9 protein-coding genes are annotated in these 12,383 nt (G+C 73.7%); 7 read left to right on the top strand and 2 right to left on the bottom strand.

What is annotated here, in order from left to right; translation table 11 throughout:
* Nucleotides 1-24: 24 nt before the first annotated feature.
* A complete protein-coding gene (locus ACH45N_RS21990) occupies nucleotides 25-1,425 on the bottom strand; it encodes an NlpC/P60 family protein (protein WP_397397848.1) in 1,401 nt (466 codons plus the stop codon).
* Nucleotides 1,426-1,852: 427 nt separating this feature from the next.
* On the opposite strand from ACH45N_RS21990, the gene ACH45N_RS21985 reads away from it, so the two are divergent.
* The 7 genes from ACH45N_RS21985 (at nucleotide 1,853) to ACH45N_RS21955 (ending at nucleotide 10,233) form a co-directional block, all read left to right on the top strand.
* Entirely contained in the window at nucleotides 1,853-3,190 is a 1,338-nt protein-coding gene (locus tag ACH45N_RS21985; protein WP_397397846.1) for a bifunctional o-acetylhomoserine/o-acetylserine sulfhydrylase, read from the top strand.
* A gap of 77 nt (nucleotides 3,191-3,267) precedes the next feature.
* Nucleotides 3,268-4,554, top strand: coding sequence for a homoserine O-acetyltransferase (locus ACH45N_RS21980; RefSeq protein ID WP_397397844.1), 1,287 nt, complete (start codon nucleotides 3,268-3,270; stop codon nucleotides 4,552-4,554).
* A gap of 40 nt (nucleotides 4,555-4,594) precedes the next feature.
* A complete protein-coding gene (locus tag ACH45N_RS21975; RefSeq protein WP_397397842.1) occupies nucleotides 4,595-5,032 on the top strand; it encodes a VOC family protein in 438 nt (145 codons plus the stop codon).
* Nucleotides 5,033-5,112: 80 nt separating this feature from the next.
* Nucleotides 5,113-6,339 (top strand): YncE family protein, encoded by a 1,227-nt coding sequence (locus ACH45N_RS21970; protein ID WP_397397840.1) that lies wholly within the window; start codon nucleotides 5,113-5,115, stop codon nucleotides 6,337-6,339.
* Between the two features lie 10 nt (nucleotides 6,340-6,349).
* Nucleotides 6,350-7,309 (top strand): zinc-binding dehydrogenase, encoded by a 960-nt coding sequence (locus ACH45N_RS21965; RefSeq protein ID WP_397397838.1) that lies wholly within the window; start codon nucleotides 6,350-6,352, stop codon nucleotides 7,307-7,309.
* A 135-nt stretch (nucleotides 7,310-7,444) separates the two neighbouring features.
* Nucleotides 7,445-9,127: a discoidin domain-containing protein gene (locus tag ACH45N_RS21960; protein ID WP_397397836.1), complete on the top strand. Its 1,683-nt coding sequence runs from the start codon at nucleotides 7,445-7,447 to the stop codon at nucleotides 9,125-9,127.
* 86 nt (nucleotides 9,128-9,213) lie between these two features.
* Nucleotides 9,214-10,233: a LacI family DNA-binding transcriptional regulator gene (locus ACH45N_RS21955; RefSeq protein WP_397397834.1), complete on the top strand. Its 1,020-nt coding sequence runs from the start codon at nucleotides 9,214-9,216 to the stop codon at nucleotides 10,231-10,233.
* A gap of 41 nt (nucleotides 10,234-10,274) precedes the next feature.
* On the opposite strand, the gene ACH45N_RS21950 is transcribed toward ACH45N_RS21955, so the two are convergent.
* Nucleotides 10,275-12,308: a hypothetical protein gene (locus ACH45N_RS21950; RefSeq protein WP_397397832.1), complete on the bottom strand. Its 2,034-nt coding sequence runs from the start codon at nucleotides 12,306-12,308 to the stop codon at nucleotides 10,275-10,277.
* Nucleotides 12,309-12,383: the final 75 nt, after the last annotated feature.

Here is a 12,383-nt window from a genome sequence, read left to right as displayed (position 1 = left end):
CGGTGATCTGTGCGTCTGACTCGTCTACGGCCGGCCCGCGTAGGGCATCGCGCTCGACAGGCGCAGCGGGTTCTCCGACAACGGGTGCCCCGGCAGCGTCGCCTCGATCATCATGCCGTCGCCCGTGTACATGGCGACGTGGTAGATCGACGACGGGTCGCTCGGGTCCGAGCCGTAGAAGATGAGGTCACCGGGCCGCAGCGCCCCGTAGCCCACCTTGCCGACGGCCAGGTACTGCGAGCGGGAGGTCCGCGTGATGTCCACGCCCTGGCTCGCCCACGACATCATCGTCAGGCCCGAGCAGTCGTAGGACGTCGGCCCCGCGGCGCCGAGCAGGTACGGCGCGCCCAGCTTGGTCCGGGCCCAGGACACGGCGCCGATCCCGCGGCCCGCCGACCCGGCCGAGACCCCTGAGGTGGGCGGGACGACGGGCGCCGCTGCCGGCGGTTCGCCCGTCGTCGTGCCGCCACCACCGCCACCGGAACCACCGGAACCACCGGAACCACCGGAACCACCCGAGCCACCGGAGCCACCCGAGCCGCCCGGCGTCTCCGCCCGCCCGGCGTCCTCCTGCGCCCGCGCCTCCGCACGCGCCTCCGCACGCGCCGCGTCCCGCGCCTCCTGCTGCCGTTCGAGCTCTGCCCGCGCCGCCGCCTCGCGCGCGGCCTCCGCGGCGGCGGCCCTCGCCGCCTCCCGCTCGCGCTCGATCCGCACGCTGGTCTGCCGCAGCTCCGCGAGCCGCGCCACCAGGGCCTGCCGCTCCACCTCGGCCGCCCGGGTGCGCGCCTCGAGGTCCGCCGCCGCGGCCTGGGCCGCGTCGAACGCGGACTCGGCCTGCTCCGCCGCCGCGTCGAGCTCCTTCTTCGCGGCGGTCCAGCGAGCGTCGGCGGACTCCGACGCCGCCCGCGCGTCCTGGTACTCCGCCAGGGCCCCGCCGACCTTGCGCTGCACCGCGCGCTCGGCCGCGCTGCGGCCCACCATGTCGGTCACCGAGTCCGCCCGGAGCGCGACGCCGAGCGAGCCGAGACCGTCGTCGCGCGACGATGCCCGGTACACCTCGGCCAGGCTCCCCCGCGCCGACACCTCACCCTTGTGCGCCTTCGCGGCCGCGGACCGGGCCTCCGCGACCTCCTGCTCCGCCTGCTCGACGGCCTGCTGGGCCTCGGCGTAGTCGGCGGCCGCGACCTGCACGCGGACCTGAGCCGCCTCGAGCTCGGAGCGGAGCGTCGCGAGCGCGGCCTCGGCCTGCTCGACGTCGAGGGTGCCGGCGGCGACCGCGTCCCGGGCGGCCTGGGCGTCCTGGGCGGAGGGCGGGTCGGTGGGCGGGTCCGCCTGCGCGCTCGGGCCCCACGGGAACACGAGCCCGAGGGCGAGGACCGCGGCCCCGAGGGCCCGGAGTGCCAGCACGGCGTGGATCCGTCGCATGATCCCCCTTCCGATCCGCACCCTTTCGGCGTGTCGCCTTGCGCGGATCCTGTGAATCACTTCGTTGTTACCGGTCCAAATGTGCCCCGAGCATCCGAAGTACGCATCCGGAAGGCAAAACGGCGCATAGGACGACACGTGCCCGGAGTCGCCCGCGCGGTGTCTCATTTCTGCATCTCACGATTCAAGACATGTCTTTCGACCTCGCCTTGGTGCGTCTACGGTCACACCATGACTCGTCGAATGTGTTGTTGCTGATCCAGCGCACGTTCGCCTGCCCTCGGCCGCTCGGCCGACCTCCGCGTGCGCGCCCTCGACCCCGCCGCGGACCCATCCCCTGATGCGCAGGCCCTCCGGGGCACGCCGCGGCACCGCTCGGTCAGTCCAGCCAGAAGCACGCCACACCGCAGAGGAAGCAGGGAGAGCCATGACTCAGCCCCAGTGGTCGTTCGAGACCCGCCAGATCCACGCCGGCCAGGAGCCGGACCCCACCACGGGCGCCCGCGCCCTGCCGATCTACCAGACCACGTCGTTCGTGTTCCCCGACGCCGGGGTCGCGGCGGACCGGTTCGCCCTGAAGGACCTCGGCCCGATCTACACCCGGATCGGCAACCCCACGCAGCAGGTGGTCGAGGACCGGATCGCCAGCCTGGAGGGCGGCGTCGGCGCCCTGCTGGTCGCGTCGGGCCAGGCCGCGGAGTCGCTCGCGATCCTCAACCTGGCGCAGGCGGGCGACCACGTCGTGGCGTCCGCGAGCCTCTACGGCGGCACCTACAACCTGTTGCACCACACGCTGCCCAAGTTCGGGATCGAGACCACGTTCGTGGACGACCCGCACGACCTCGACGCGTGGCGCGCCGCCGTCCGGCCCACCACCAAGGCGTTCTTCGGCGAGACCATCCCGAACCCGCGCTCCGACGTGCTCGACATCGAGGGCGTCGCCGCGGTGGCCCACGAGACCGGCGTCCCGCTGATCGTGGACAACACCGTCGCCACGCCGTACCTCATCCGCCCGTTCGAGCACGGCGCCGACATCGTCGTGCACTCCGCGACCAAGTACCTGGGCGGCCACGGCAGCGCGATCGGCGGCGTGATCGTCGACGGCGGCCGGTTCGACTTCGCGGCCGACCCCGAGCGGTTCCCCGGCTTCAACACGCCCGACCCGAGCTACAACGGCCTGGTCTTCGCCCGGGACCTCGGCGTCGACGGCGCGCTGGGCGCCAACCTGGCGTTCGTGCTCAAGGCGCGCGTCCAGCTCCTGCGCGACCTCGGCGCGGCGATCTCGCCGTTCAACGCCTTCCTGCTCGCGCAGGGCCTGGAGACGCTCTCGCTGCGGGTCGAGCGGCACGTCGCCAACGCGCAGCACGTCGCGCAGTGGCTAGAGGCCCGGGACGACGTCCGCGGCGTCCACTACGCGGGTCTGGAGAGCTCGCCCTGGTACGGCAACGCCCAGAAGTACGCGCCGCAGGGCGCCGGCGCGGTGCTCGCCTTCGAGCTCGACGGCGGCAGCGAGGCCGGCCAGGCCTTCGTCTCGGCCCTGCAGCTGCACTCCAACGTGGCGAACATCGGCGACGTCCGCTCGCTCGTGATCCACCCCGCGTCCACCACCCACTCCCAGCTCACACCGGACGAGCAGGCGCTCTCGGGCGTCACGCCCGGCCTGGTCCGCCTCGCGGTGGGCCTGGAGAACGTGGAGGACATCCTGGCCGACCTGGAGCTCGGCTTCACCGCCGCCAAGAACCTCCTGGGCGGCGAGACGGACTGACCCACCCGCAGTACCCGGGGCGGGCACCGGAGAACCCTCCGGTGCCCGCCCACCACCCCCGAGCCGCAGGAGGAGCCATGGCCGTCACCACCCCGAAGGCCGCTCACGGTGCCCTTGACCCGAGCATCCGCACCACGAGCGTCCCCTTCTCCGTGCCGCAGGACACGCACGGCGGGGGCGACGTCACCACGCCCGGCCCGGCCGGACCCGTCGAGACCTCGCGCGCGCGGAGCAAGCCACCCGTGCCGCCGAGCGGCGCCTGGCGCGAGGGTGACGACCCCGGCCACCGGCAGTTCGCCGACGTCGGCGCGTTCGAGCTGGAGGCCGGCGGCCGCCTGCCCGCCGTCCGCGTGGCCTACGAGACCTGGGGCACGCTGAACGCCGACGGCTCGAACGCCGTGCTCGTGCTGCACGCCCTCACGGGCGACTCGCACGTGACCGGCGAGGCCGGGGCGGGGCACGTGACCCCTGGGTGGTGGAGCGAGATGGTCGGCCCCGGCCGGCCCATCGACACGGACCGGTACTTCGTGGTGGCGCCCAACGCGCTCGGGGGCTGTCAGGGCACGACCGGACCGTCGTCGACGGCGGACGACGGGCGCCCCTGGGGCGGCCGCTTCCCCTACGTCACGACCCGCGACCAGGTGGCCGTGGAGATCGCGCTGACGCGGGAGCTCGGCATCCGGTCGTGGGACCTCGTGATCGGCGCCTCGATGGGCGGGCTCCGCGTGCTGGAGTGGGCGCTGCTGGGGCCCGAGTCCGGCATCCCCGTGCGCAACCTCGCCGCCATCGCGACCACCGCCCAGACCGGTGGGGACCAGATCGCGTGGGCGCACCCGCAGCTCGCCGCGATCCGCGTGGACCCGCGGTTCCGCGGCGGCGACTACTACGACGCGGCCGACGACGACGGCCCGCACACCGGCCTGGGCATCGCCCGCCAGATCGCGCACACGACGTACCGCACGGGCTACGAGCTGGACCAGCGCTTCGGCCGCCTGCCGCAGGGCGGCGAGGACCCGTTCTCGGGCGGGCGGTTCGCCGTGCAGTCGTACCTGGAGCACCACGGCGACAAGCTCGCGCGGCGGTTCGACGCCAACTCCTACCTGGTGCTCACCGAATCGATGCTGTCGCACGACCTGGGGCGCGACCGCGGCGGCGTCGAGAACGCGCTGAGCCAGATCGCCGCGCGCACCCTGGTGGTGGCGGTGGACAGCGACCGGCTGTTCCCGCCCGCCCAGTCCGCGCGGCTGGCCCGGTGGATCCCGCGGGCGGAGTCGCTGCGGATCGTGACGAGCGACGTGGGGCACGACGGGTTCCTGGTCGAGGCCGACCAGATCGGCCCGATGGTGAGCGAGTTCCTCGGGTAGCCATCGCGCGCGCCGTCGGACACAGGCTTAGCGTGGCCGTATGGCAAAGCTCAACCCGTACCTCAGCTTCAAGTCCGAGGCCAAGGACGCCCTGGACTTCTACCGGTCCGTGCTCGGCGGTGAGCTCACCGTCAGCACCTTCGGCGAGAACCCGATGGAGGGTATGCCGACCCCCGACGAGGACAAGGACCTCGTCATGCACGGCCAGCTCGACGCCCCGGGCGGCCTCACGATCATGGCGGCGGACACGCCGTCGTTCATGGAGTACGTGGCGCCCACCAGCGGCGTCACCGTGTCCCTGACGGGCGGCCCGGACGACCACGAGTACATCAAGGGCGCCTACGAGAAGCTGTCCGACGGCGCGACGCCGGGCCAGCCGCTCGAGCTCGCCCCGTGGGGCGACTACTACGGGGCGCTCACCGACAAGTTCGGCATCTCGTGGATGTTCGACATCGGCACGGAGCAGTCCGCCGGGTGATCTTTCGTTACTGAACCCGACTCCAGTAACCTTCGTCGGGCCGGTCGACGCCGACCGGGCCCGACGAAGAGGAGCGTCCAGTGACACAGCGCCGTGCACTCTCCATCCTTGCCTCGCTCGGCCTCGCGACCTCGGTCGTGGCCACCGCCGCCGTCCCCGCACAGGCCGACCCACCGCCGCGGGAGGTGCTGTTCGTCGCCAACAACTGGGACGGCACGGCCTCCGTGCTGTCCTCGGGCGCGGACCTCACGCCCGTCGGGCAGGTCGACGTGATCCCCGACCGTGCGCAGCGGATGCGCGAGATCTACCGCGACCCGGTGCGGCTGGCGGCGTTCCTGGTGATCCGCGAGACCGTGGGCGAGGGGCACGACCAGTTCGCGGACGACATGTACACCACGCCCGACGGCTCCTCCCTCGTGGTGTCGCGGCCGAGCTTCGCCGACGTCGTCTCCCTGAGCCTGGCCACGGGCGAGGTCGAGTGGCGGTTCCCGGTGTCCGGCCTGCGGGCCGACCACATGGCGGTGTCCCCGGACGGGACCCGGGTCGCCGTCTCGGCGTCGACCGGGAACCGGGTGCACGTGCTGGACATCGAGACCGGCGCCGAGGCCGGCTCGTTCCCCACGGGCGACAAGCCGCACGAGAACGTCTACACGTCCGACGGGCTGATCTGGAACATGTCCATCGGCGAGGTCAACAACGACCTCGACGACCCCGCGCTCGACTTCCTCAAGGGCGACCGGGTCATCACCGTGGCCGACGCCGAGACGTTCGAGGTGGTGCGCGAGATCGACATGCGCGACCGGCTCGACGCCGCGGGGCTGGGCACCCTGTCCGACGCCGTCCGCCCCGCCACCTTCAGCCCGGACGGGTCGAAGCTGTACTTCCAGGTGTCCTTCTTCGGCGGCTTCCTGGAGTACGACGTCGCGAGCGACCGGATCACCCGGGTCAAGACGCTGCCGCGCGTCTTCGAGGGCCGCCGCGACGAGATGGTGAACGACTCGCGCCACCACGGCCTCACCATGCAGCCCTCGGGCGAGCACCTGTGCGTCGCCGGGACCATGGACGACTACGCCGTGATCGTGGACCGGGCCACGCTCGCCGAGGGCCCGCTGGTCGACGTCGACAAGCCGTACTGGTCCACCGTGACGGGCGACGGCGCGGCGTGCGTCGTCTCGGAGTCGGGCGCCGACCAGGTGACGTCCGTCGACTTCGCGACCGGGCGGAAGATCACGTCGGTGCCAGTGGGCGACCACCCGCAGCGCGTGCGGCTGGGCAGGGTCCCGGCCGGCTGGTCGGGCCTCGGCTAGGGTCGGCCGCATGCTTGCCGCCTACGTGACCCGCTTCTCGCCCGACAGCCCGCTCGACGGCCTGGAGGTGGGCGAGCGACCCGAGCCCGAGACCCCGGAGCACTGGACCACCGTGGAGGTCCGGGCCGCGTCGCTGAACCACCATGACCTGTGGTCGCTGCGCGGCGTGGGCCTGCGGGAGCAGCAGCTCCCGATGATCCTGGGCACCGACGCCGCGGGCGTGGCCCCGGACGGGTCCGAGGTGATCGTGCACGGCGTGATCGGGGCCGACGGCCACGGCGTCGGGCCGAAGGAGCCTCGCTCGCTCCTGTCGGAGCGCTACCCCGGGACCCTGGCCGAGCGGGTCGCGGTGCCCACCGCGAACCTGGTGCCGAAGCCCGCCGAGCTGTCGTTCGAGGAGGCCGCGTGCCTGCCGACGGCGTGGCTCACCGCGTACACGATGCTGTTCACGCAGGGCGGCCTCACGCCGGGCGACCGCGTGCTCGTGCAGGGCGCGGGCGGCGGGCTGGCGACGGCGGCGGTCGTCCTGGGCGCGGCCGCGGGCCTGGAGGTCTGGGTGACGTCGCGCTCCGCCGAGAAGCGGGAGCGGGCCGTCGCGCTGGGAGCGGCGGGCGCCGTCGAGACCGGCGCCCGGCTGCCGGCCCGCGTCGACGCGGTGCTGGAGTCAGTGGGCCAGGCCACGTGGGCGCACTCGATCCGCTCGGTGCGGCCGGGCGGCTCGGTGCTGGTCTGCGGCGCGACGTCGGGCGACGCTCCCCCGGCCGAGCTGACCCGCATCTTCTTCCAGGAGATCCGGATCCAGGGCGTCACCATGGGCTCGCGGGAGGACCTGGGCGCGCTCGCCCGGTTCTGCGCCCGGGCCGGCGTGCGCCCGGTGATCGACGCCGAGGTGCCGCTCGCGAAGGCCGCCGAGGGCCTGGCGCGCCTGGACGAGGGCGGACAGTTCGGCAAGGTCGTCGTCCGGCCCTAGGCCTCTTCGCTTACAGACCTGTCAGCAAAGTTCCTCGAAAGTCTTGACCGGGGTCCGGAATGTCCGCGACCATCTGAGAGAGCGCTCTCTCAGATGGCTCAACGTGCCAGACCGACGTTCGAAGGAGCACGTCACATGCGCAGACACGTCCGTACGCTCGCGGCGGCCACCGCCGCCGCGGCCCTGCTCGCCCTGGGTGCGATCACCCAGGTCACCACCGCATCGGCTGCCGCCGAACCGCTCTCCCAGGGCCGGCCGGTCACCACCTCCAGCACCGAGTTCGACTGGAGCACCGGCGCCGCCGCCGTCGACGGCGACCCCGGCACCCGCTGGTCCAGCGCCGCTGCCGACAACCAGTGGATCCGTGTCGACCTGGGCTCCGTCCAGGCGATCGACCGGGTCGTCCTCGACTGGGAGACGGCGTACGCGTCCGGCTTCCGGATCGAGACCTCCGTCGACGGCGCGGCGTGGTCCACGATCTACTCGACCACCACCGGCACCGGCGGCGACCAGAACCTCGACGTCGACGGCTCCGGCAGGTACCTGCGGCTCTGGGTCACCCAGCGCGCCACCCAGTGGGGCGTCTCGCTGTGGGAGCTGCAGGTGTTCGGCACCGGGGGCGGCACGCCCACCGACACCTCGCTGCTCTCCTACGGCAAGCAGGGCAGCGCCTCCAGCTCGCAGAATGACGGCAACTGCTGGCTGTGCTCCCCCGACAAGGCGTTCGACCTCGACCCGGCCAGCCGCTGGGCCGTCAGCCCCGACACGGGCTGGGTCGACGAGGGCTGGATCGCCGTCGACCTCGGCGCCGCCGCGCACGTCAGCAGCGTCGTGCTGCAGTGGGACCCGGCGTTCGCCACAACCTTCGACATCGAGGTCTCCGACAACGGCAGCACCTGGCGCACCGTGCACACCACGACGAACGGCACCGGCTTCAAGCAGACCATCCCGCTCGACGCCGACGGCCGGCACGTGCGCGTGCACCTGCGCGACCGGAGCGGGCCCTACGGCTACTCGCTCTGGGAGTTCCAGGTCTACGGCACGGGCGGGGCGCCGACCGCACCCCCGGCGGAGCCTGCCGACCCCGACTTCGACGACCTCGACCTGGTGTGGAGCGACGAGTTCAACGGCCCCGCGGGCGCGGCGGCCGACGGGTCGCGGTGGACCATCGACGCGGGCCTGCCGCAGAACAACGAGCAGCAGGTCTACACCCCGAGCGGCAACGGGTTCCAGGACGGCCAGGGCAACTTCGTGCTGGAGGCGCGGCGGGAGGACCGGGACGGCCGGCAGTACACGTCGCACCGCATGAACACGTCGAACACGTTCCACGCCCAGTACGGCCGGTTCGAGGCGCGCGTGAAGGTGCCGGAGGGCCGCGGCCTGTGGCCCGCGTTCTGGATGATGGGGTCCGACTTCCTGGACGGCCGCCCGTGGCCGTACAACGGCGAGATCGACATCATGGAGTTCATCGGCCAGAACCCGACGCAGGCCCACTCCACCCTGCACGCCCCGGCGTACAACGGCGGGGGCGGCTACGGCGGGGCGTACACCCTGCCTGACGGCTCGAAGATCTCGGACGGCTTCCACACCTGGGCCGCGGAGTGGGACAGCGAGGGCATCCAGTTCTCGCTCGACGGCCGCGACGTCTTCTACGCAGACCGGGACACCGTGGAGTCCACCCGCGGGCCGTGGGTCTACGACCACGAGTTCTACCTGATCCTCAACCTCGCGGTGGGCGGTGACTGGCCGGGCCCGCCGGACGCGAGCACCCCGTTCCCGTCCCGCATGCTGGTCGACTACGTCCGCGTCTACCAGTAACCCACCCGTTGAGTGCTGGGTATGTGTTGAGCTCACGGCCTGTGGGCCGCAGATACCCAGCACTCGACGAGGGGTATAAAGGGCGGGTGCAGCGTCCTACCCTGGAGGTCGTCGCCTCCGTCGCCGGGGTGTCCCGCGCGACCGTGTCACGGGTGATCAACGGCGTGGCCACCGTCGACCCCGGGATCGTCGAGGTGGTGCGCCGGGCGATCGACGAGACCGGCTACGTGCCCAACCTCGCGGCCCGGTCGCTCGTGACACGCCGCACGGGCTCCGTCGCGCTCGTCGTGTCGGAGCCGCCCGAGCAGCGTTCGCCCCTGCCGTTCCTCGAACGCCTCTTCACCGACCCGTACGTTGGCCGCGTGACGGCGGGGGCGCAGGCGGTGCTGCGGCCCCGCGACATCCACCTCGCGATCATCCCGGCCGACCCGCCCGCCCACGACCAGGTGGTGCGCTACGTGCGGCAGGGGCACGTCGACGGCGTCCTGCTCATCACGTCCAGCTCGGCCGACCCGCTGCCCGCCCGGCTCGCCGGCCTCGCCGTGCCGCTCGTGCTCTCGACCCGCACCACGGTGCCGGACGTCGCCTGGGTCGACCTGGACCAGGCCGCGGGCGGGCGACTGGCCGCCGAGCACCTCGCCGCGTCCGGGCGCACCCGGCTCGCGGTGGTCGCCGGGCCCGCCGACGCGCCGTTCGGGCACGAGCGGCTCCAGGGGTTCCTGGACGGGGTGCGCGCGGCGGGGCTGCGCGCGCCCGAGGTGGTCCCGGCCGACTTCACGCGTCCGGGCGGCGAGGCCGCGGCCCGGGCGCTGCTGGCCGCCCGACCGGACGTCGACGGCGTCTTCGCCGCGAACGACCTCATGGCGGACGGCGTCTCGACCGCCCTGCGGGCCGCCGGCCGGGACGTGCCCCGGGACGTCGCGGTCGTGGGGTTCGACGACTCGAGCGTCGCCGCGCAGGCCCATCCCCCGCTCACCACCGTGCGTCAGCCCGTCGAGGACATGGCCGACGCGATGGCGCGGCTGCTGCTGACGGAGCTCGACGGCGGGGCCACGGGCGGGTCGGAGACCTTCGTGCCCGAGCTGGTGGTGCGCGCCTCGGGCTGACCTGCCTGCTCAGGCCGCTCGGCCGGCCCGCCCGCTCCGGCTCAGGCGAACCGGCGGGAGAACTCCTCGACGAGGGTGGGGCCGGTGTCGCCGATGCGCCACACGCTCCAGCCGTCCGCGGTGTACGAGCCCGACGCCGCGGTGGCGGCCGAGTCCGGGTGCCGGTACCGGGCGCCGTTGGCCAGCTCGATGGCGCCGTCCGGCAGGAGCATCGCCTCGAAGTGCTGGTTGCGGCGCGGGCGCGACCACACGATCCGGGTGGGCATGCCGATGCTGCGGGCCAGCGCCTCCAGGTCGGGGTCGTCCTCCTCCTCGAAGAGCATCGGGGTGGAGGCCCGGATGCTCTCACCCGGCGGCACCGGACGGGCCGGCGCCTCGGGGGCGCTCGACGGGTACGGGTCGGCGGCGAACGACGTCTGCCCGTAGCCGTCGTCCGGGCCGGTCAGGTAGCCGCCGGACTCCCACGGGCTCTGCTCCACCACGACCGGCGCCGGGCCGTCGGCGTACGGCGACTGGTAGCCGGACTGCTCGCCGTAGCCGTAGCCGCCCTGGTCGCCGTAGCCGGAGGCCTCGGCGGAGTAGTCGTACGCGGGCGCGGCGGACGCGGGCGCGAAGGACGACTCCGCCGAGAAGGCGGGCTCGCGCTCGTAGCGAGGCCGGGTGATCTCGAAGTCGGGCGTCTCCGGCTCGGGCGCGGCGGCGTAGGCGGGCGCCTCGTCGTACGGCGCGGGCTGCCAGAGGTTCTCCTCGGCCGGCTGCGGCGCGGGGGCCGGCGGCGGCGTGTAGGGCGCGTCGGCGGACGGTGTCGGGCCGGACGCCGGGTAGCCCGGTGCCGGCTCGTCCGGCTGGCTCGACGCCGCGAACCGGTCGGTGCGCGAGCGGCGGCGCACCGACGGGGCGGACGCCGGGGCCGGGGCGGGCGTCGGCTCGGCGGGGGTCTCCGGGCGGGCCGGCGTGCTCGTGCCGCCCAGGGAGGACCGGCTCGCTGCGAGGCGCGGCGGCGTGCTCGGCGTCGGACGGGACTCCGCGCCCGGGCGTACCCGGGAGACCGGGGCGCTCGGTACGGGCGGGGCGCTCGGCGGGACCGGCGGCACGTCGGCGGGCGCGGCCGGGGCCGGCGGCACCTCGGACGACGCCGCGGCCTGCGCGCGGCGGCCCGCGCGGGTGCCGGCGGCGCGCTCGGGCGTGCCCCGCTGGGCACCCCCACGGAGGCTCGACCGGAGGCCGGTCGCCGCGTTGGTGGGGCCGGACGGCGGGCCGTCGGCCACGGGCGGCTTGGCCGGCGCGGGGCGCTCGGACCGGGCCTGCGGGGCCTGGGCGACGACCGGCATCTTGCCCGTGAGGGCGTAGCCGACCTTCACGCCCTCCTCGAAGGCGTCCTTGGGCGCCGAGGACCCGCCGGTGACCCCGCCGGTCACGCCCGTACCCATGGAGGTGCTGACCGAGCTCGTGATGGTGCCGCCGATCGGCGCCGACTTCGGGGCCGGCAGGCCGGGCGGCAGGTGCACGACGAGCGGCGACACGTCGAGGAACTTGCGGCCGTCGTTCGAGTTCACGACGCCCATCTTCAGCACCTCGACGGGCATCGAGGGCTGGCGCAGGAAGTCGACGGCGTTGAGGATCTCGTCGGGCGCGTTCTGGCAGATGATGATGAGCCGCGCGCCCCCGCCGCCGTTCTTCCCGGCCTGCGTGCGCGTGATCGGCACGCTGTCGTAGAACGCCGCGACGTCGTGCTGGAACGAGCTGGCCCCGCCGCGGTAGCGCGCCGCGAGCTCGGCGCGGGTGAGCCGCCCGGCGGCGCCGGCGTGGTCGAGCGCCTTGGCGAGGTTCTCCCGGTCCAGGTCCGCCACGAGCTCCACGACGACGGGCGAGCCCGACGCGTCGAGGGCGAGCAGGTGGGGCTCGTCCGGGCCGGAACCCTGCGCGATCGGGAAGACCTCTTCGCCGAGGAGCCCGTCGATGTGGGAGTCGACCACCTGGTTGGCCGTGGTCTTCAGGCCGGGTTCGGAGCCGTCCGGGCCGTTGGCCGACGTCACGAGGAGTGGCCGTTGGGTATCGACCTCGAACAATGGCATCTCGTGATCTCCCCGGGTCCTGCGGCATCGGTCCGCCTTAGCCTAAAGGCCGGTGGCAAGTGTCCGGAAACACGG

It is taken from the genome of Promicromonospora sp. NPDC019610 (assembly GCF_044389365.1).
GTDB lineage: Bacteria > Actinomycetota > Actinomycetes > Actinomycetales > Cellulomonadaceae > Promicromonospora.
Note: the sequence above shows the minus strand (reverse complement) of the source record. Positions and strands in the feature narration are given on the sequence as shown.